20 protein-coding genes are annotated in these 20,738 nt (G+C 57.5%); 10 read left to right on the top strand and 10 right to left on the bottom strand.

Translation table 11 applies throughout. The features are described 5' to 3' along the window. Positions 1–9: 9 nt before the first annotated feature. The 5 genes from VMJ32_17790 (at position 10) to rplT (ending at position 4,797) form a co-directional block, all read left to right on the top strand. Positions 10–1,701: an AMP-dependent synthetase/ligase gene (locus VMJ32_17790; protein HTQ40876.1), complete on the top strand. Its 1,692-nt coding sequence runs from the start codon at positions 10–12 to the stop codon at positions 1,699–1,701. Between the two features lie 102 nt (positions 1,702–1,803). Then, a complete protein-coding gene (locus VMJ32_17785; GenBank protein ID HTQ40875.1) occupies positions 1,804–3,201 on the top strand; it encodes an MFS transporter in 1,398 nt (465 codons plus the stop codon). Positions 3,202–3,406: 205 nt separating this feature from the next. Continuing rightward, entirely contained in the window at positions 3,407–3,916 is a 510-nt protein-coding gene (gene infC / locus VMJ32_17780; protein HTQ40874.1) for a translation initiation factor IF-3, read from the top strand. 222 nt (positions 3,917–4,138) lie between these two features. Continuing rightward, positions 4,139–4,342 (top strand): 50S ribosomal protein L35, encoded by a 204-nt coding sequence (gene rpmI / locus VMJ32_17775; protein ID HTQ40873.1) that lies wholly within the window; start codon positions 4,139–4,141, stop codon positions 4,340–4,342. Between the two features lie 95 nt (positions 4,343–4,437). Continuing rightward, positions 4,438–4,797 carry a 50S ribosomal protein L20 gene (gene rplT, locus VMJ32_17770; GenBank protein ID HTQ40872.1) on the top strand — a complete coding sequence of 120 codons (360 nt, stop codon included), beginning with the start codon at positions 4,438–4,440 and terminating at the stop codon, positions 4,795–4,797. Positions 4,798–4,875: 78 nt separating this feature from the next. On the opposite strand, the gene VMJ32_17765 is transcribed toward rplT, so the two are convergent. Then, positions 4,876–6,138, bottom strand: coding sequence for a serine hydrolase domain-containing protein (locus tag VMJ32_17765; protein ID HTQ40871.1), 1,263 nt, complete (start codon positions 6,136–6,138; stop codon positions 4,876–4,878). A 176-nt stretch (positions 6,139–6,314) separates the two neighbouring features. On the opposite strand from VMJ32_17765, the gene VMJ32_17760 reads away from it, so the two are divergent. Then, the gene (locus VMJ32_17760; protein HTQ40870.1) at positions 6,315–7,532 is read left to right on the top strand and encodes a helix-hairpin-helix domain-containing protein; all 1,218 of its coding nucleotides are present in this window, start codon (positions 6,315–6,317) and stop codon (positions 7,530–7,532) included. An 11-nt stretch (positions 7,533–7,543) separates the two neighbouring features. Here the strand turns inward: VMJ32_17760 and VMJ32_17755 are convergent, their stop codons facing one another. The 5 genes from VMJ32_17755 to thrS form a co-directional block, all read right to left on the bottom strand. Then, positions 7,544–7,870: a DUF5615 family PIN-like protein gene (locus tag VMJ32_17755; protein HTQ40869.1), complete on the bottom strand. Its 327-nt coding sequence runs from the start codon at positions 7,868–7,870 to the stop codon at positions 7,544–7,546. After that, entirely contained in the window at positions 7,851–8,189 is a 339-nt protein-coding gene (locus VMJ32_17750; GenBank protein ID HTQ40868.1) for a DUF433 domain-containing protein, read from the bottom strand. Before VMJ32_17750 ends, VMJ32_17755 begins: the two co-directional genes overlap by 20 nt. A 146-nt stretch (positions 8,190–8,335) precedes the next feature. Next, positions 8,336–9,484, bottom strand: coding sequence for a hypothetical protein (locus VMJ32_17745; GenBank protein ID HTQ40867.1), 1,149 nt, complete (start codon positions 9,482–9,484; stop codon positions 8,336–8,338). Positions 9,485–9,686: 202 nt separating this feature from the next. Continuing rightward, positions 9,687–9,911 (bottom strand): hypothetical protein, encoded by a 225-nt coding sequence (locus VMJ32_17740; protein HTQ40866.1) that lies wholly within the window; start codon positions 9,909–9,911, stop codon positions 9,687–9,689. A 72-nt stretch (positions 9,912–9,983) separates the two neighbouring features. Then, positions 9,984–11,987, bottom strand: a complete 2,004-nt coding sequence (thrS, locus tag VMJ32_17735; protein HTQ40865.1) for a threonine--tRNA ligase — start codon at positions 11,985–11,987, stop codon at positions 9,984–9,986. Between the two features lie 392 nt (positions 11,988–12,379). Between thrS and VMJ32_17730 the strand changes: the two genes are divergently transcribed. Further along, entirely contained in the window at positions 12,380–13,024 is a 645-nt protein-coding gene (locus VMJ32_17730) for an ATP-dependent Clp protease proteolytic subunit (GenBank protein HTQ40864.1), read from the top strand. Between the two features lie 109 nt (positions 13,025–13,133). Here VMJ32_17730 and VMJ32_17725 read toward each other — a convergent pair whose 3' ends face one another. Continuing rightward, positions 13,134–14,195, bottom strand: coding sequence for a cytochrome c (locus VMJ32_17725; protein ID HTQ40863.1), 1,062 nt, complete (start codon positions 14,193–14,195; stop codon positions 13,134–13,136). 226 nt (positions 14,196–14,421) lie between these two features. Between VMJ32_17725 and VMJ32_17720 the strand changes: the two genes are divergently transcribed. The 3 genes from VMJ32_17720 (at position 14,422) to VMJ32_17710 (ending at position 17,626) form a co-directional block, all read left to right on the top strand. Beyond that, positions 14,422–15,633 (top strand): FAD:protein FMN transferase, encoded by a 1,212-nt coding sequence (locus tag VMJ32_17720; GenBank protein ID HTQ40862.1) that lies wholly within the window; start codon positions 14,422–14,424, stop codon positions 15,631–15,633. A gap of 202 nt (positions 15,634–15,835) precedes the next feature. Beyond that, positions 15,836–16,537 carry a DedA family protein gene (locus tag VMJ32_17715; GenBank protein ID HTQ40861.1) on the top strand — a complete coding sequence of 234 codons (702 nt, stop codon included), beginning with the start codon at positions 15,836–15,838 and terminating at the stop codon, positions 16,535–16,537. A gap of 105 nt (positions 16,538–16,642) precedes the next feature. Then, positions 16,643–17,626, top strand: a complete 984-nt coding sequence (locus tag VMJ32_17710; GenBank protein HTQ40860.1) for a hypothetical protein — start codon at positions 16,643–16,645, stop codon at positions 17,624–17,626. A gap of 66 nt (positions 17,627–17,692) precedes the next feature. Here the strand turns inward: VMJ32_17710 and VMJ32_17705 are convergent, their stop codons facing one another. The 3 genes from VMJ32_17705 to VMJ32_17695 form a co-directional block, all read right to left on the bottom strand. Further along, on the bottom strand, positions 17,693–18,772 hold the full coding sequence (locus VMJ32_17705) for a hypothetical protein (protein HTQ40859.1): 1,080 nt from the start codon (positions 18,770–18,772) through the stop codon (positions 17,693–17,695). A gap of 113 nt (positions 18,773–18,885) precedes the next feature. Next, positions 18,886–19,953, bottom strand: a complete 1,068-nt coding sequence (locus VMJ32_17700; protein ID HTQ40858.1) for an AI-2E family transporter — start codon at positions 19,951–19,953, stop codon at positions 18,886–18,888. 82 nt (positions 19,954–20,035) lie between these two features. Beyond that, the gene (locus tag VMJ32_17695; GenBank protein HTQ40857.1) at positions 20,036–20,608 is read right to left on the bottom strand and encodes an HIT domain-containing protein; all 573 of its coding nucleotides are present in this window, start codon (positions 20,606–20,608) and stop codon (positions 20,036–20,038) included. Between the last annotated feature and the right edge of the window lie 130 nt (positions 20,609–20,738).

The raw sequence follows: 20,738 nt of genomic DNA, 5'->3' as shown, positions 1-20,738 counted from the left end.
ATTCTGCCGATGGGCTCTCAACCGACCACCCTTGTCAAATTGTTTTGCGACTGTGTGGCCCGCAGCGGCGACAGAACAGCCTTGCATGTGCCTTCAGGCAAGGATGCGGCATTTAGCAGTCTCACGTGGAATGAACTGGGACACGAAGTACGCCGCTTGGCGGCTGGGCTGCGGCGGGCCGGCGTGCAGCCGGGCGATCGGGTTTCGCAGGTTTCGGAAAACCGGTACGAGTGGGCCTTGGTCGATCTGGCGGTGCATTTGGCGCGAGGCGTTCACGTGGCGCTGCACGCATCGTTGTCGGGAGCGCAAATCGCGTGGCAAATTGCCGATAGCGGGGCGCGCATGGTGCTGCTTTCCACCGCCGAGCAAGCACACAAGCTAGCCGCCGATGGCGTCACCCTGCCGCGCGGCCTGCACTTCTACTGCTACGAATTGACCGAGGCCGAAATTGCCGGTCAGCCTGTTTTGCCGTTCACCGAGTTATTCGCCGCAGTGGGCAAAAACGCCGCGGACTCCATGGTGCAGGAATCGTTGTCACGAACAGAGGCAACGGATTTAGCAACAATTTTGTATACCTCCGGCACCACAGGCGAAGCCAAAGGCGTGATGCTCAGCCATGGAAATCTAACCAGCAATGCGGCGGGCTGCTGCGCCGCCTTCGAGACAACCGCGAAAGATATTCGCCTGAGTTGGCTTCCCCTTTCGCACATTTTTGCCCGCACCTGCGATTTGTACACGTGGCTAACGCGTGGGTCTGAGTTAGCCGTGGTGCAAAATCGGGAGCAAATTATCGCGCATTGCGCGGTGGTGCGGCCGACGCTCATCAACGGTGTCCCCTATTTTTTTGAGCGGTTGCAGCGGCGCCTTTCGGAGGCGGGAAAAATTGGACCGATTGCAACGGGCGGCCCGACGCATTTGCAGCAGGCTTTGGGGGGAAATATCCGGGCTTGCTGCAGCGGCGGTGCGGCGCTGCCGGATCATGTGGCCGATTTTTTTTGGCAACAGGGAGTGCCGTTGGTGCAAGGCTACGGATTGACTGAATCGTCCCCCGTGATTGCCACGGCGACTCCGGATCACAACAAAGTGGGAACCGTCGGTCGGGCGATTCAAGATGTGGAGATTCAAATTGCCGCTGACGGCGAAATTCTCACACGCGGGCCGCACGTGATGCTGGGCTACTGGCGGCGGCCGGAGGACACCGCCGTCGCCATTGAGAACGGCTGGCTGCACACGGGCGACTTGGGCCAGCTTGATGCCGACGGATACTTGCGCATCACGGGCAGGAAAAAAGAATTGATTGTCACGGCAGGGGGGAAGAACATTGCGCCGGTTTATTTGGAAAGCCTGCTCCTGCAAGAGCCGCTGATTTTGCAAGCAATTATCATTGGCGAGGGGCGAAAATATCTGACGGCGCTGATTGTGCCGAATCCTGACACGCTGCGGGCGGAAATCGTTGCGCGGAAAATTCCCGTGCGATCAGCGGCCGAGGCGCTGGTGCATCCGGCGGTGTTGGAACTGTATCGAAAACAAATTAACCAGCGACTGTCCGATGCGGCAAAGTGCGAACAAATTCAGCGGTTTACGCTGCTGGGGCGCGGCTTCAGCGTCGAACAGGAGGAGCTTACCCCCACGCTGAAGTTGCGCCGCGGCATTGTGCAGCAGCATTTTGCCAAGGAAATCGAAGCCCTATATGCCGATTGATTTGCCCGCCACTGAACCGCGGTGCTGCCAGTGTGTCTGAGAATAAAATGTCGGCTATGTTCAAGTTTCTTCTAGGACACCCCGCGGGCAAACTTTGAATTGATGAAGCTTACCGATTCTAACGCCGGCGACTCACCAGCTTCCGCTGGGGCGCTTTCCGATTCGGGCGCATCTGCCCGGCACGATCCGTATGCCGCATTGCGCGTGCCGGCCTTTCGGCGATACATGGCCGGCAATTTTTTGGCGATCTTGGGATTACAAATGCAATCGGCGGCCATCGGCCTGGAGTTGTATCGCCGAACGAAAGCCCCCATTGCTTTGTCACTGGTCGGTTTGGTGCAAGTGTTGCCGGTGTTGGGTTTGGCGATTTTTGCCGGGCATGTCGCCGATCGATTCAACCGTAAGCGGGTAATTATGACCGCCGTGTTGGTCATCTCGAGCTGTTCGGCGGGTTTGGCAAGTTTTTCAGCGGCGCAGGCGCCGGTGGCATGGATGTACGGTTGTTTGTTTCTGGCGGGGGTAGCCCGGGCGTTCCAGCAGCCGGCCAAGGCATCGATGTTGCCGCACTTGGTGCGACGGCGTGATTTTCCGAACGCCGTGACGTGGAATTCTGCGGCATTTCAGTTGGCCTCGGTTCTGGGCCCGGCGGCGGCGGGGATTGCGATTGCCGTGTTCAAAGGGACAGCAATGGTCTACGTGTTCGATGCCAGCTTCGCGTTGTGTTTTTTTGGAATTCTTTCGACCATTCGCTATCATCGACGGCCCACGGCCAAGCAACCGTTTACGGCGGAAAACCTGGCAGTGGGAATTCGCTTTGTGTGGCGCACCAAGGTGATTTTGGCGGCCAGCAGCTTGGATATGTTCGGCGTCCTGTTCGGGGCGGCGGTGGCGCTGGTGCCGATTTATGCCGACGAAATTTTGAAAGTGGGGAATATAGGTTACGGCGTGATGATGGCCGCTCCGGCGGTCGGCGCGGTGACCATGTCGTTCATTCTGTCACATTTACCCCCCATGCGGCACGCAGGCAAGACGTTGTTGTGCGCCGTCAGCGGTTTTGGCGTGGCGACCATCGTGTTTGGTTTTTCGCGGTGGTATCCCTTGTCGTTGGCCATGCTGTTCATGACCGGCGCGATGGACAATATCAGCGTGGTAGTGCGGCAATCGCTGATTCAATTGCTCACGCCCGACGAAATGCGGGGGCGCGTCTCGGCCATCAACGGCATGTTCATTTCGATTTCGAACGAAGTGGGCGATATTGAATCGGGAACGGTGGCACAAGCGTTTCAGTCGGCGCGATTTTCCACGGCCAGCTCGGCCACCATTTCGGCGGTCAGCGGTGGGGTGGGGACGCTGGCGGTCGTGGCGGCCATCGCCTGGCTGTTTCCGCAATTGCGAAAGTACGGCCCCTTGGATGGGACGGCTGCCAGGGAAGCGCTGTCGTCTGAGGAAGCGGTAATCGCGGAAGCGTCGCAATCGGAAGCTCCTCGAACGGCAGGATAGTATAGCTGATTGCGCGGGTTTTTCTTTAGCCAACTCCAGGACACTGCCGACCGAATGAAGCGACTTACGGCCGGCCAAATATGTTGTATAATTTCACCGATTGACTTCGCGGCCCAGCAGCGGCCATACTCAGTAGTTCCTGCAGCCGGCGGCCGTGGCCATGGCAGCCGGACGCAGTCATTACCATCGGACCTTATCGAGGAGGATGCTTGCCATCGAGAAGCAAAATCGAATCAATGAACAAATCCGCGTTCCACAAGTGCGCGTGATTGGGGCAGACGGAACACAATATGGCGTGATTGCTACAGAGCAGGCCATGAGCCTGGCGCGAGAGCAAGACTTGGACTTGGTCGAGGTGGCGCCTACGGAAAAGCCGCCGGTTTGCCGAATCATGGATTTCGGTAAGTTCAAGTACTCGCAGAAGAAAAAGGCGCACAAGCAACATTCGCACCATACCAAGATTAAAGAGATTCGGGTTCGACCGAAGACCGGCGATCACGACATCGAAACCAAAGTGAACCAGGCGCGCGGATTTTTGGCGCACAAAGATAAAGTCATCATTTCTGTCGTCTTCCGTGGACGAGAATTGGCCCACATCGAGGAAGGCCACCGGGTGCTGAAGCGCGTGCTGGAATTGCTGGACGAAACCGGCAAACCCGAAGCACCGCCGTCGCAACAGGGCAAGCGGATTGTGTGCACCGTTGTACCGAAGTGACAGTGACACCGTACCGAAGTGATACGTCAGCGAGCATTTAGCAACAAACTGCGAATGGTGGTGGGCCAATTTGAACATAGCCCGACTGTGTCAGTCGGGAAAAGCGGCTGTCGGAATTTCAAATTGTCCCACCACCCTGCGAATGCTCCACTTCCCTCCCGAGCGGAAACCGGCTATCATGTCGGGTTCGTCCAGTTACGATCCAAATTGCAGGCCACCGCCATGCCGAAGATGAAAACCCACAAGGGCGTGAAAAAGCGTTTTCGCGCCACCGCCAAAGGCAAAGTGAAGCACCGCCGCGCCGGCACCAGCCACTTGAACAGCCGAATGACGCAAAAGCGCATTCGCCACTTGCGGCGCACCGGCGTGATGGAAAAGCCTGACACGCACCGCATTTTGGAAGCGCTGGCGGGAAACAGCTACTAGGAATCAATGACGATCCCGGCGCGCCGGGACGAATGACGAATGACGAATGACTAAGCCAATCGGCATTCCGAATTCCAAACGAACACAAAACAACCATGCGTACCACATCTGCCGTACCCCGTAACCGAGCCAAGAAGCGCCTCTTCCGCAAGGCAAAGGGCTTTGTCGGCGGACGCCGCCGGCTGTACCGCACCGCGACCGAAAATCTGGTCCGCAGCGGCGTGTATGCTTTCCGCGATCGCCGTCGCCGCCGCCGCGATTTGCGGGCCTTGTGGATCATTCGTGTGAATGCCGCCGTGCGGGAACGTGGACTGCGCTTCGGCGAATTCATCAACGGGTTGGGCAAAGCAAAAATCGAGTTGGATCGCAAATCGCTTTCTGAAATGGCGATTGCCGATCCGGGCGCTTTCGACGCCGTCGTCGCACTCGTCAAATCCGCACTGGGAGCCAAGTAAGCACAAGCGGATTTCAGCAAATTGTCAGCATAACCCGCAGCCAAGCCGACGACTTGTCGTCGGTTTTATTTTGCGCTTCTATGGCTGAATCGCCTGCATGGCCAGAGCTTGAAATTCGCGCCGCATGTCGCTCCCATCGGAATTTTTTAGCCCGCTGCGCTGAATCAGCATAATTAAAAACACATCTTTCTCCGGATCGATCCAGCCTTGCGTGCCATACGCCCCGCCGTGGCCAAACGTGCCCGGCGAGAGCATTTCGGTAACGCCATCCGGATGTTCAACCAAGCTGAAGCCTAATCCCCAGGCCGAACCCGGAACAAAGCCGGCTTTTAAATCGCCGGTTTGATTTTGCGTCATTTCGTGCAGCGTTTTCTCGGCAATGATGCGCTGGCCATTGAGCTGCCCGCCATTGAGCAGCGCCTGATACAACCGGGCCAAATCGGCGCCGGTGGAATACAAACCGGCAGCCGGAGCCGGGTACTTCGGCTTCAGCGTCGGGTTAGCCGCCCGATAATCGGGCAACTGGCTGGCAGGCGTCAGTTTACCGTTTTTAATGCCATAGATTTCCGCCAATCGTTGGGCTTGCTGCGGCGTGAGATAAAACGCCGTATCGTGCATTTCCAGCGGCGCGAAAAACCGCTCCTGTAAAAAATCTTCGTACGCTTGGCCCGACACGACTTCAATAATCCGCCCCAGCACGTCGATGCCGGCGGACGAATACTTCCACTGGCTGCCCGGCCCAAACTCCAGCGGCCGCTGCGAGGAAATAAGAGCCACTTCGGCCAGCGTGTGATCGCGGGTGCGCCTTAAGGCCGCCAGGCCTTCCGGGTATTCCGGCTGGCCCGCGGTGTGCGTGAGCAAATCTTTCAGCGTGATCGGACGGTCGGGCTTTTTCAGCGTCACCGTGCCAGCGTCTTTGTCGGTGGCGGCCACGACCATTTGCCCTTTGAACTCGGGCAGATATTTTTCGACCGGGTCATCGATGGAAAGCTTGCTCTCGTCGCGCAGCAGCATCAAGCCCATCGCGGTAATCGGCTTGGTCATCGACATGATGCGGAAAATGGCGTCCTTGGGCATCAGCTGGCCGGTTTCCAATGACTGCTTGCCGATGGCTTCGTGATAGACGATTCCGTCGGAAGTGCCGATGACCAGCACGGCTCCGGCAATATCCCCCTGATCGACGAAATGCTGCATGCCTGGACCGATGGCGGCCAGCTTCTCGGCATCAAACTTCGGCGGCGCGGCCATGGCACTTAGAGCGATAAACCAGGCGACGCAAATCGCGCTGCAGAAGAACCGCGGAAGAATGACAGACCGACGAGATTTTCCAGGAGCGGGCATGGTTGGGGCCTTTGTGAAAAGTGTGTGGATGTGGCAGATCCGCTGAAAATGTTGTAAAGCGTGTGACGGCCGTTGGCAAGCAACTGACAATTGAAATCGGAAGAAGTCGGATAATCGCGAAAAATTGGATGAAATCGCTTGCCCGCGGCACCGATCTATGATATGTACATTTGTATATGTCTCTGCGATATTTATTCGTCGATATGAATTCGTTCTTCGCCTCGGCGGAGCAGCATTTGCAGCCGCGGCTGCGAAACCGGCCCGTGGCGGTGTCGCCGGTGAATGCGGAAACCACCAGCTGCATTGCCGCCAGTTACGAAGCCAAAAAGTTCGACGTGAAATGCGGCACGCCGGTGTACATGGCCCGGCGAATGTGCCCGGGCATTAAAATTGTGCCGGCGCGGCCGACGGCGTACATCGTAATTCATCAGCAGCTTAAGGAAGCCATTGAAACATGCACGCCGGTGGAAAGGGTCATGTCGATCGATGAATTCGCTTGCCGCTTGTCGACCGATCGGCGCGATTCGGAATCGGCCTTGCGATTGGCCGGGCAAGTGAAGCAGGCGATTCGTACGCAGGTAGGTGAGTTTCTCCGCTCGTCGATTGGCATTGCGCCGAATCAATTTCTGGCCAAAGTCGCTGCCGACATGCAAAAGCCCGACGGGCTGACGTTGATTCAGGCCGATGAACTGCCGCAACGGTTGTTCGAGCTGGAACTGATCGACCTGCCGGGCATTGGCCGCCGCATGGGGCAACGGTTGCAGCGAGCCGGAATTCGGGAAGTGGAGCAATTGTGTGCGCTTTCCAAGGAGGAATTGTCGCAGTTGTGGGGCAGCCGGATTATTGGCCATGTCTGGTGGCGGCAATTGCGCGGGCATGATTTGCCCATCGTGCCGACGCATCGCAGTTCGGTGGGCAATTCGCATGTGCTGGGGCCGAAGTTGCGGACACCGGAATTGGCCCGCGGGGTGCTAATTCGTCTGTTGCACAAAGCGGCGGCGCGGCTGCGGCACATTAATTATTTCGCCCGGGCGATAAGTGTTTCGGTCGACTGCCTAGGCATTCAATCGTGCCATCACGGCCTGCGAATGGCCCCCTGCCGCGACACGCTCACACTGCTGGAATTTGCCGCGGCATTGTGGCCCAGCGAATTTCCCGCGCCGCCGTTGCGGGTAGGCGTGGTGCTGGGGGATTTGATTCCGGCCTGCAGCGTGACAGGAATGCTGTTCGACGAAGACCGGCAACTTTCCGCCCTGGCCGCAGCGATGGATCGAGTGAACCAACGCTTCGGCGCCCACGCTGTCTACTTCGGCGGCATGCACGGCAGCAAAGACGAAGCCGGCACGGCGATTGCCTTCAATCAAATTCCCGACTTGGATTTGGCCGATGCGTAGGGCAAAGGAGATTAAATGAATTGTATTTGGTTTGCCATCTGATCTGGATTTAGGAGTGTGCTCATCGTTTCTAACGCTCGGATAATTTGGCCCATCGATCTGGATCTTAGATGACAATAAGCAATTCCTGCATGAGGAATGCCTTTGGCCGCCAGGACTAGGAAATCTGCATCATGGGTTACCAGGACACGCCCTTCGCGCAAAGCAAAGGCAAGCTGTTCCTCATCGTTTGCATGACGCAATCCGGCATCGCTGGTCGTGGTTACTGCAATGCCACGACGCCTGAGGCCGGCAGCGACGGCGGAAGAAACACTTTCGTCAAGATGAAACCGGAGCATGCCCGCTGTCTCCGGCAGGTGGCTTCAAATCGAGCGGTCCTGCCCCCAGTGCGGCCTGCATTTTGGCGACGAAATTCTCCTCGGACTGCATTTGCAATTCGATTTCTGCCCGATGATCCCAAAAATAGGCTAGAGCGGCATACACATCGGCGACCGTGAGCTGAGGATATTCGGCTGCGATGACGTCGGCACTTTTGCCGAGCAGCTCATGCCAAACGTAAACATCCTGCACGCGGATGCGTGTGCCGGCAACGCGCGGTTTGCCGCCGCAAACGCCGGGAGTGATTTCGATGTGCTGTTTTTCAAGTCCGGAGGCCATATTGAAAGTTTACCATGTCGGCGAGTAATAAATCCACACTATTAGACAAGGTCTCCAATGACACCTGGCACAGCCCGGAGCAGAAGTCTAATAGCCACAGATGAACGCAGATAAACGCGGATCGGGCAAGATTCGGCTGTTTCGCGCTATCGCAACTGCGGTCTTTCACGGTGAGTTCGCCGATCATCATTCTGCAACGATGGTTGTTGTCTATAGCGACTGGCCGTAGCTAAACCCATCATGAGAAAACCGAAAATTCCTAGCATTCCGGTAGTCGGCTCCGGTACAGGGACGACGATCATGTCACCGTATGCAAGATCAGCTCCCGTACCGACATTTTCTCCGGAAATCAAGGTTGTATCGCCCGTCGTGGGATCAATTGAAAGAATCTCGCCAGAAGGAACATCCAGGGATCCCAAAATTTTCCCGTCAGCGCTGGTCGTCAAGTAGGCGAAATCAGTATCGGTCCATATCGCCGAGAATAGGAGACTTCTATTACCAGTTGCTTGGTCAACGAGGACGATTTCGGAGGTGATTGAATTATCGTCATGCACACGAACCACTTGCGCCGCAATTTCGCCATTAGGCAGAAGTGTTAGATCTCCAGCATCATCAAGCGTTGGCCCTGCACCACGGCCTAAACCCGAAACAATCGTTCTCGCCCCTGTTTGTAAATTGACATCGAAAATAGCCGCTTGCATTGTATCTGAGACGAGGAGGTGGCCCTGTGTATTCATTATGCCTCCATCTAGATATTGAAAGTCAGGTCCTGTTCCCACCCCCTCCCCTGAAACGAGCGTGCGATTGCCGGTCGACGGATCAACTTGTGTGATAAATCCATCCTGATTGACAAGATAAATACTTCCGTTTTGAGCGACTGTGACTGCTCGAGGAAGGTCAAGCGGGCCATCACCACGCGAGGGAGGAAAACCATTTAAACCTGATCCCAGACCAGAAATAAATGTTCGATCGCCAGTGACATGGTTGATCTCGTACAAACCGGCTGTTTCTTCTAACTCGCACATCAGCAGATCGCCATTGGGCAACAAGGCAACACCACTGGGATCATAAAAGTCTGGACCCGACCCGACGTTGGGGTATGCCGAAAACACTGTTCTATCGCCCGTGGTCGGATCGATCACCAATATCCTGCTCGTTGTATCCGCCTGAGGCATGATGATGTCGCCAGGCTGAATCTGAACACCATAAAGTTTGTTGACGCTTAGAAGAAAATAAAGCGAAAGCATCGCAACAAGAACACGGCCCCTATTTCCAATCAGCGTGCTTGGTTTCATGTTACTGTGATAGAAAGTGGAAAAATTAAAAGCCACTGCGTCCTGGCAACGATCCGCGGCAGATTGACATTTATAGACACCCCCACTGCGGGAGTCAAATATTCGGATCAAAGACCGCAATTGCGTCTTTTAGTACTCATCCCCTGCCGATTCGCCTTCGGCGAGGCGGGGTGGGGGTTTGAGGCCGCGGTCGGCTTTGCTTTTATGTCGTAGCTGCCAGAGTGCGCACGGCGAGAATTTCGTCGGCCTGCAGGGGTTCAATATCTGCTGCGGTCACGATGACTACCTTTAGCGATTTGCCCAAGGCGTTGAACACCTCCAGAACCATTCCCTCGGAGCCGCCGGAAGGATGAGGCACGAAATCGACCAGCGTAGCCACGTCGCCGCGCTTGAGACCGTGATCGTTGATGTCCCGAGTTAGGGCCACGCGGTCGTGAAGTTTCGGTATATTCATTGTCGCTGGGAGCGCGACCAACGGTCGCGGCTTTATGGTGTGGAATCAATACTCATCCCCGGCGGATTCGCCTTCGGCGAGGCGGGGTGGGGGTTTGAGGCCGCGGACGGTTTTGGAGGCGACTTCGGCTTGGAGCTGCGAGATGGCGTCGGCTAGTTTGACCGCGCCTTTGTCCCCTTCGATGCGGTCGCGCACGGAAACGGTGCCGGCTTCGGCGTCTTTGGGGCCGACGACGAACATGTAGGGAATCAGCTGCAACTGGGCGTCGCGGACTTTCGCGCCGAGTTTTTCCGCCCGATAATCGCCGGTGACACGCAAGCCGGCGGCTTTGAGTTCAGCTTCCACGCGGCGGCCGTATTCTTCGCTCTTTTCGCTGACGGTGAGCACGCGGACTTGCTCCGGCGCCAGCCACAGCGGGAACGCGCCGGCGAAATGCTCGATCAGCACGCCCACAAAGCGCTCCAATGAGCCGAGCGGGGCGCGGTGAATCATCACCGGCTTGTGCGGCTGGTTGTCGGCGGCGATGTATTCCAGATCGAACCGTTCCTTGCTAGGCAAGTTGTAATCGACCTGCACGGTGCCGAGTTGCCAATCGCGGCCCAGGCAATCGCGGACGACGAAGTCGATTTTCGGTCCGTAAAACGCCGCTTCGCCGCGCTCCACAGTCAAGTGCGGCAGGTTCGCGCCTTTGGCGACGTTGAGAATCGCTTCCTCGGCCATGTTCCAGGCGGCATCGGTGCCGACGTATTTATCGCTGGCCGGATCGCGGAAGCCCAGACGGACTCGGTAATCGGACAGGCCGAGCGCCTTGAGCACGGTTTGAGTGAAATCGAGGCAGCCGCGCACTTCGTCGGCCACTTGATCTTCGGTACAGAAAATGTGGGCGTCGTCCTGGGTGAAGCCGCGCACACGGGTCATGCCGCCCAGCTCGCCCGACTGTTCGTAACGGTACACGGTGCCGAATTCCGCCAGCCGCACCGGCAATTCGCGGTAACTGCGGGGCTTGCTTTTGTAAATCATGATATGGTGCGGACAGTTCATCGGCTTGAGCAAATACTGCTCGTCTTCGGACATTACGATCGGTTTGAACTGGCTGTCGGCGTAGTACGGGTAGTGGCCGGAGATTTTGTAGAGATCGACCTTGCCAATGTTGGGCGTGTAAACCGGCTCGTAGCCGCGCTTGATGAGTTCGTCTTTCACGAACTGCTCCAACAGGCCGCGGACGATGGCGCCCTTGGGCAACCACAAAATCAGGCCGGAGCCGACCAGCGGATTGACGGAAAACAGTTCCAATTGCTTGCCCAGCACACGATGATCGCGGCGTTTAGCTTCCTCGAGTGCGGCCAGATAGTTATCTAAATCTTCCTTGGTGAACCAGGCGGTGCCGTACAGACGCTGCAATTGTTCGCGGGTTTGATCCCCTTTCCAGTACGCCCCGGCGACGCTGGTGAGCTTGAACGCGCCGATGTAACCGGCGCTGGGAACGTGCGGGCCACGGCACAAATCGATGAATTCTCCCTGGCGGTAAAACGACATGCTGGCGTGATCTTTCAAGCCCGTGTTGATGTGCTCGACCTTGAATTGCTGATGCAACTCCTGGCACAGTTGCAGGGCTTTGGCGCGCGGCTCTTCGATGCGCTCGAACGCTTCGTCGGCTTTGACGATTTTCGCCATTTCGGCCTCGATGGCGGGAAAATCTTCCTCGGTGAGCGAACGGGGCAACATCATGTCGTAATAAAAGCCCGCGCCCACGGTCGGGCCAAACGCTAACTGCACGCCATCGAACAGCCGCATGACCGCCCGGGCCATCACGTGGGCGCACGAATGCCGCATGACGCCCAAGGAGGCGGCGTCTTTGCGGGTGAGAATTTTCAGCGCGATTTCGCCTTCGGCCGGCAGCGGCGTATCGAGGCCGACGGTTTTGCCATCGACCACCGCCGCGACCGCGGCTTTGGCCAGGCCGGGGCCGATGTCGGCGGCGACATCTTTGGCCCGCATGTGCCCGGAATATTTTTTAACCGATCCGTCGGGAAGTTTGACCGTGAGCATGGGCGGGGAGGCGGAGTGAGGGGTGAGGGGTTAATGGTTAGAAGTAAAGAGTGCAGGATTCAACGTGCAACCTTGTAGGGCATCGTGTATGAAAATTGTTTGAACAATGTTGCAGACAGCCGGAAACGCACGGAGGACAAATCTAAGGACACAGAAAAAGGACAAAATGTACGCTTTTGACGCCGCGGGAGCCAGCGATTTTCGCACATTTCGCCGGTTTAATCAGGGCTGCGGCGCATTAAAATTGCCATTTTCGACGCCGCAGCCAAATTGTCCAGCGGAAACGGCCGGAGCAAGCGGAGAATTTGCTTGCCGTAGGGGCCGGCACCGATTAATGTTTGAAAAGGGCCGAACCACATTGTTTGAGGTCATGCATTGTTTAGGAAAGCAACATGGACGAAGCACAAAGTGAGGGTCCGCTGGAAATCGCACTCGTGGGCGATTTGACCGAGAGCGAGGCGGAGCTAACCGATAAACTGCTGTCCGTGGAGCCGGGGGGCGAATGCACGTTGTATATCGATTCGCCCGGCGGCAGCCCCTACTGCGCCATGTCGCTCACGGCGCTGATTATATTGCGCGGCTTGCGCGTGACCGGCATTGTGACCGGCGAATGTTCCTCGGCCGCGCTGTGGCCGTTTGCTGCCTGCCGGCGACGAATGGTGACGCCGTACAGTGTCCTGTTGTTCCACCCGATGAAATGGCAAAGCGAAGAACACGTAGGCCTGCATGAGGCCTCGGAATGGGCGCGGCACTTTGCCCAGTTGGAAACCGACATGGACCGGTTTTTGGCGACTTTGTTTGGCCCCACCAAAGGGGATATCCAGCAGTGGATTATGTCGCACCGATATGTGTCAGGGAGCGAACTGGCGGCCGCTGGATTAGCGGAACTGATCGATTTCAAAATGCTCGAGCTATTCCGCGGCAGCAAAGCGGGCCGAGCGGGTGCGCCGCGGCGGCAAATTCTTTCGCTGCCCAAGCCACGCGGCGAACAACCGCGAAATGCGGAACGCAACAAACGCGCGGCCAAGCGAAAGTAAGCGGCTTTCTTTACCGCAGAGACGAGAGAGGCGCGGAGAGGCAAATAATTTCTGATTTATCTGCATTTCTCTGCGTCTTTGCGCCTCTGCCGTAAATCTTCGATTTTGCTCAGCGGAAGTCGTTGTGGCAGTTCGCACAGGCTTTACTGAGCGTGCCGGCGGCGGTGTTGGCCGACGCGTAATCGGCGTTGTTCGCAGCGTCGCGCAATTTGAGGGCTGATTGTTGCAACGCTTTAGCGTAGCCGCGGAATTTTTCGTCATCGGCGTTTTCCATCCCGGAGCGAGAAATCGCTTCGGCCAAGGCGGCGATGATTTCCGCTTCGTGCGTGATGGCGGCGGCGTTCTTTTTGAAATCGCCGGCGTTGGAAGTCCAGGGGGCAATGCGATCACGCTGGGCCGCTTCCAGACGGCTCATCAAGGGAAGCAAATTCGCAACCTTGCTCCAATCGTTGGTCGGCTCGGCTTTGGACCCGCTGAGCGTTTCGCCGCTAAGCAAAGCCGCCAAATCTTCGCTGCGCTGCTTCACGTCGCGAAAAGTTTGTTCGGTGCTGGCCTTACAGTTGTAACCGGAGCGGGCAAACACATCGCGGGCCAGGGGGGCCTGGCTTTTCCATTTCACGTCGCCGTCATACTCGTTAATGATGGCAAAGGCCACGGCCAGTAGGCTGAGCGTTTTGCGCGATTTTTTATAAGCGCCGCCGAGAAACTCGGGCTGGGTTTTCACGTCGTCGGCCAACAGCGGCTGGAGCGATTTGATTTCGTCCTGCAGCGTGTCCGCGGAGATGATTTTGGACCAGGTCAGCGCGCCGGTTTGATCGGCGCCTGCGGTGGCGTTGCCTGGTTGCCCGGATGCGGCCGCGTTGTTTTTCGCAGGCGGCTTTCCGTGCCCGGTGATGACGGCAGTCATCCAGTCAGGCCGCGGGCCATTGAGCAGCTTGGTCGGATCGGAGGGAAAAGCATCGGTGACGCGACTGTCCCATTTCGCGGGCGGGGCCGCGAAGGTGTCTTTCTGAGCGGCGTTCGAGGAGTTATTGCTTGGCGCAGAATCGTCTGCCGTAGCGAACATCGCCCAGACGATTGGCACTAAAAAAGCAAAGGCCAATGCTGCGGTTTCAAAATCCGCGGCGCGGCGGCCTGCAATTGCGAATCGCCTAAACCGAGTTTTTTTCATCGCCGGTACTCCTGCGGCCATGTCGGTCGGCCCTCTTCGCATTATTCCATCGATGGCGACGGCCCGCAACGTATAATGAACGGCAGAAGAGTATGAGCCGCAAATGGACGCGAATGCGCGCAAATAAGAATTGCAGAGATTGCAGATCGCACATTCGCGTTTATTGGCGTTCATTCGCGGCTATTTCCTGCTTCCTGTGGATCATGGTTTCAGCGGTCAATCTTCAATGTCCAATCCGCATAAATCTACTCGGCGAGATTTTTTACGGGGTAAAGCCGCGGCCGATGTGCTGGCGAATTCGCCCATCGGTGGCGAAACCGCGGCCGAGGGGAACGATCTTCCTTTGGCTGCGGGCACGGCATCGCTGGGAGCTGCGGCGGGTTACTTATCCACGATTAGCCGCCGGGCCATGGCTTGCGAATTTGCCGTGCTATTGAACGCCGGGCAATATCCAGCGGGGATAGAGGCGGCACTGGCGGCGCTGGATTTGGTCGATCAATTGGAAGCGCAGCTCAGCGTATTTCGCGACAGCAGCGAAGTGAGCCGCCTCAATCAAACGGCTTACGTGGCGGCGGTGGAAGTGGAACCGCGGCTGTTTGCGCTGCTGAAACTGGCAGCCGAAATTCATTGCGATACGGCCGGGGCATACGACATTGCAACCGGCCCACTCACAAAGCTGTGGGGCTTTTATCGCCGACAGGGACAAATGCCTGCCGAAACCGAACTGGCCAAAACCATGCAGCACGTCGGCCTGCGGCACGTTCAGTTCGATGACGAAAAACAAACGGTGCGATTCGTGACGCCGGGCGTCGAACTCAATTTGGGAAGCATCGGCAAAGGCTACGCGCTGGATCGAGCGGCAGAGTTGTTGGAAGCCGATGGAATCATGAATTTTTTATTGCATGGTGGAAATAGCAGCGTGTTGGCGCGCGGGAGCGGAAGGGGGAGCAAAGCAGAGGAAACCAGCACCCTCATCCCGGCCCTCTCCCAGAGAGAGAGGGAGCAAGACGGCTGGTGGATCGGCTTGATGCATCCGCTTGCGCCGGAGCGGCGGATTGGCGAAGTTCGCTTGCACGACCGGGCCTTGGGCACCTCAGGCAGCGGCACGCAGTTTTTTATTCACGACGGTCATCGCTACGGCCACATTTTGGATCCGCGCACGGGCTGGCCCGCCGAGGGAACTCTTTCTACCACGGTGGCCGCGAAAACCGGCGCGGAAGCCGATGCCCTGGCTACGGCGTTTTATGTACTGGGGGCGGAGGCGGCGATTGAATACTGCCGGCGGCATGCGGGCATTTCGGCGGTGATGATGTCGCCGGTTGAAGGACCGCCTACGGCGGCGCACGGGCGGGTGGAAGTACTGCAGTGGGGCTGGGCCGAGGATGAAATTCGCATGTACCCAGATGATTCGCTCTCGATTCGGCGAATCGCCGATTAAACCCGCAAATTCGGCAGAAAACTTCGCCGATTGCAAGTGGCGCATAACGCCGATGAAGCTAGAATGGCCGGGGCCGAAATGGCTTTCCGCAATGTTTGTCCAAGGGCAATGCGGCCAGCGCGACCACCGATTGCGGCCTCAGGAAAATTCCACGGTGTTAGAAAACAACCATCATTTGGTCACGGATCGCTAGTAATTGTTCATGCTTTTTGCTGTCGAAATGTTTTCCGGTCTGGTGGGCTACGGTTATGCCGGAATCATTGTGTACATGATTCTCACAGGTTGCGGGCTGCCCATGCCGGAAGAGGTGGCCATTATTGCCGGCGGTGCGCTGGCCGCCAACGGCAAACTGCATTGGGGCCTGACGCTGGGCTCGCTGCTGATTGGCGCGCTATTGGGCGACTGCGTAATGTACTACATCGGCTACCATTTCGGCCGACGGTTGTTGGAGCAAAATCGATTTTGGAACCGGTTGATTACGCCGGAGCGTGAGAAAAAAGTGGAAGCGATGTTGTCGCAACACGGGGCCAAAGTGCTGCTAGGGGCGCGTTTTTTAGTGGGCTTGCGCGGTCCCATGTACATTACGGCGGGCATTTTGAAGGTGCCTTTTCGGCGGTTCGTGTTGGCCGATTTGTTTTGCGCTACGTTGGTCGTGACTTTGTTTTTTGGACTGAGTTATTTTTATGGGGCGCAAATTATCAAGGCCATCGATAAAGGCGAGGGCTGGTTGACCATTGCCGTGGTGACGGCCGGCATTATTGTGGGAGGCATCGCCTTGTGGATGTATTTGCGGCGCAGGAAAAAAATGCCCTCGATGCCAAACGACAGCGCGCCAGCGGCCGATTCACCGGCCACCATGACTCCCGTGCAAGATTCTTCGCGCGGCGCTAGCACTGCTGGCTGAAACTTATTGCGGCCGGCAGAATTTCAGTAGCCGGAACACCCTCTGTAAGCCGAATGATCCCTATAGCCGGCAAAGGTTGCCGGCAGGATTTGGTAAGGGGGGTTCATGGTTGCCATTACGCAGTGGGCCGGCGCTGCGCGCCGGTTATGGGCCGCCGCGCTGCAACGGCGGCTGCATCGGTTGTCGATGCCGTGGCGGCTGTCAACGGGGCTGCAGGCTGCGGTTCTGTTCGCGGCGGCGATGCTGCTTTTTTCTCCGGCCGACAAGCTCTTGTTAGCCGCTGAGCCTGCCGGCAAACCGACGACGTCGCGCAGCGCACAAGACGCAGCCGTGCGCGCCATCCCTCTGGATAAGCTATCTGCCGAATCCCGCGGAAAAGTCACGGCGGTGCTGAACGATGTCAGCCTGTACCGCCGGCTGCCCAACCAAGCCGTTGATTGCGAACCTGATCTGTTTCGCTTCATCATGAACAATCCGGACCTCATGGTGAACATTTGGCGCGTGATGGGAGTAACCAACATTGTGTTGGATCGGGAAGACGCCACGCATTACCGGTGCAGCGATGGCGACGGGACCACGGCGCGAGTCGAAGTCGTCTATCGCAGTGCGCAAATGCAGGTGATTTACGCGGAAGGATTGTACGAGGGGCCCCTGTTTCCGCGCCCAGTGCGGGGCCAGTGCGTCGCGGTGCTGCAATATGCGAGCGTCCGCAAAGCCAGCGGCCGCTTTGAAGAGACCGCGCAGTTGGACACGTTTTTGCACGTCGACAACATCGGCGTGGAGATCATCGCCAAGCTGTTCCAGGGCTTGGTGGGGCGAACCGTCGATCACAATTTTTCCGAAACGGTGTCGTTTGTCGGCAGCGTGTCGCGAACGGCGGAATTGAATCCGCGGGGCACGCGGCGTTTGGCGGCCCATTTGGACCGGGTAGAGCCTGAGCGTCGCGAACAATTCATTGCCGTGGCCGATCAAGTGGCGGGAAAAATGGCCGACGCGAAGCTTTCGGATGATGATGACATTCAGCCATTGACCGATGTTGTACAGTCTTCGGCCCTGGATGCAACGCCGGGGAAAAACAGCAAGCGGTAGGAACAGTGCGCAAAAGCAGTGCCCCGTGGGCAGAATGCGGTAGGCCGTGGCGGTTAGCCGGTTTTTTTACATGGCCGGCAGCGAGTTGGCCGGGAGGCGCTGAACCAAGGCTCGATATTTTGCGCGCACGCCTTGGTGAATCCACGCCAAGTAGGCGTTGGCGCCCAGCGACGCAAATAGCGCCAACAGCGCGGCCATGAACGGCAGCCAGGGTTTGGGCGCGGCGGCTGCAATCTGACCGTCGGGTTTTCCCGCGGTCCAGCCGGAATCAGAAATGGATGGCTTGGCCGCACCAACGGCGAATCGATCGGCCGCGAAAGTGCGCGAATTGGCGGGCGGCCCTTCGTTTTCTGTTAATCGAGGCGATGGTAGTTGATCGGCTTGGCCGGCAGCGACGACCGGGCCCGGGGGAGTTGACCCGGCGGCAACCGGCGACTGCGGCGCTGGATTTTCAGGCTGTTCTTTTGGGACGGAGCCAGCGGTCTTGGCAGGCTCGGCATTTTTCAATTGACCCAGGTGAAAAAACGGCAACGAAGTGAGCGAGCGGGGCAATTCTGCCGGTGGCGGGTTGGCAGGTGTTGAGTTTGCCGGCTGCTGGTTGGCCGGCGGAGATGCGGCCACCGGCGATGCAGGGGTCGGTGAAGCGGGTGTCGCCGAAGTGAGCTGCGGTGAAGCGGATTTGAAATTCGGCTCCAACGAGAATTTCTTTTCGTCCATCGAGGGCGGCGCAGGCAAATTCAATCGCTCGCCGGCGGAAGCAGTATTTTCCGCGGGCGGCTCAGCGGAGGATGAGACTGGTTGCTTGGTGGTAGGGTTGTTCGCGTCAGGATTCCACGCGTTAGAGTTTTTGGGGTCAGCAGCCGCGCTTTTGGGGCCGATGATGTCGCCTTGGTTCGGCAGTGCGCCCGATCCAATTGTGATGTGAATGCGGCGCACGTGCCCCTGCAAGTTGGAGGGAATGTCGCTGGTGATTCCCTGTTGCGGGAAGGAGTTGAGCAAGTCGGGATCGACTTGCACCAGATATTCAACGCCCCCGTCGGGCAGCGCTTGCGACCCAAACTCGACAGCCTGAGCCGCCCTAGGGATACGAATGAGACCGAACATCAGCAGCCAGATCGTGGCGAAAGGAAGTATGCGTTGGCACATCGTCATGAAAGTCGGAAAGAGGATCGAGGGGTGAAATAGATAATTCGACTCGAGCAAGGCTCATGCCAGCTAACACAAAGTAACATTCACGCTGGGCAAACTGCAACGTGAATTTACTTGCGGCGGCGGGGCGGACCCGTTGCCTGCTTCGCCGGTTCGCTGAGATCTTCCAATTGCGTTTGCAACATGTTCAGGCCGACTTGTAAAAACGCCACCGCCATCGGGCCGACGAACACGCCGATGGGCCCCAGTGCCTCGACGCCGCCCAGCACGCTGAGCACCGCCAGCAGTGGATTGAGCTTCGATTGTCCGTGCAACAACATCGGTTTGAGGAAACTATCGACAACGGTTACCAGCGCCAAGCAATAGGCGCCCAAGACAATGGCCGCCAGAATTCGCTCGTCGACAAAAGCCAACCACGCGCACACCGTCACCCAAACGCTGGCGGAGCCAACGATGGGGACCATGGAGCCCAGGAACGTAAGCATCATCAACAAGAAGACCGATTTTACGCCGGCCAGCGAAAAACCGATTCCAGCCATGATGGCAATGACCAACCCGCCGACGAGATGGGCGCCGACGACAGCCCGGCTGATTTCTTCAAACTCGTCGATTAAGCGCTGCTGATGGTGCTGCTCCAGCGGTATCAATTTCATCACCGTATTGAGCATTTGCTGGCCATCGGCCAAAAAATAGTATAGGGCCAAAATGAAGACGAAGCAGCCGATCAGGAAATCCAACAGCACCGTTGGCGTTTTGGTGGCAATGGGTGCTAACCATTCGTTGATTTTGGTCCCCAAACCCTCGCGGATTTCTTTGGGATCGAGCTGGAGCGAAAACCAGGAGTTCACCTGCTCAACGAGTCGATCGAACGATTGCGTTTCGAAATGAACGCGGCCCGTGCCGCGCATCAAGTGCACAGCGTCGTGGGCCCCCTGATAAACCACAATCACCGTGGGAACCAGCACGATGAGCAAAATGGCCAGCGTGGAGAGCGTGGCGGCAATGCGGTCGTGGCCGTGGCAGCGGTGCATGATCCATCCGTGCAGGGGTTGGAACAACATGGCAAACAACGCGGCCAGAAACAGCGGCACAAAAAAACGAAATACCACCAAATAAAACAGGCCCCCGAACAGCAGCACCAGCACTAACAGCACGATGACCGAAATCACGCGATTCATGGGGGTCGGCGTCGATGGTTTGGAATCGGGCGGCATGCGGTTAACACATGGTCGTGTGTCAGAATCAGCTAACGGACTTCATTCAGAAAGATTGGCTTAGTTCGCTGTGCAATAAATCGACCAGTGCGTCGAGGGATTGGGGAATGACGTTCACACCGGCTAGCACAGGCATGAAATTCGTATCGCCGTTCCAGCGCGGCACAATATGCCAGTGCAAATGGCCCGGCACGCCGGCGCCGGCCACGCGCCCCAAGTTCAGGCCGATGTTAAAACCTTCCGGCTTCATCAGCTGCTGGAGTGTGCCACAGAGCCGAGACACAAGCCGCATGAGTTCCACGTGTTGGACATCGGAAAGCATCTCTAAACCGGGCGTGTGATTGACTGGTGCGATCAATAGGTGCCCATTGTTGTAGGGATAGCGGTTCAGCACGGCTAGCGCCCCCGTGGTGCGGCACACCACGAGGTTTTGCCGATCAGCCGCCGATTGAATTTTTTTGTCGATGGAAACATCCGCGGCGGCGCGGCACAGGAAACAGTTTTGATCGGCGCCCGGCAGCCAGCGGAGTTCACGGGCCAGCTGCGGCGGTTTTTTTGCATTGTCGGCGCCGGTAATGTAGCCGATGCGCCAGGGGGCCCAGAGTTGCTCAAAGTTCATAGGGGCGATTGTATGCGGCGCGAAGCGCCGAAGGTAGAGCAACCGTTATTTGTCCCTTGTCCTTCGTCCGTTGAAATTGGTTGTTGAATACCAAGGACGAATGACAAGGGACCAAGGACAAACGTCGCTC

The organism is Pirellulales bacterium, from assembly GCA_035499655.1.
Lineage (GTDB): Bacteria > Planctomycetota > Planctomycetia > Pirellulales > JADZDJ01 > DATJYL01.
This window is presented reverse-complemented; position numbering and strand designations above follow the sequence as displayed.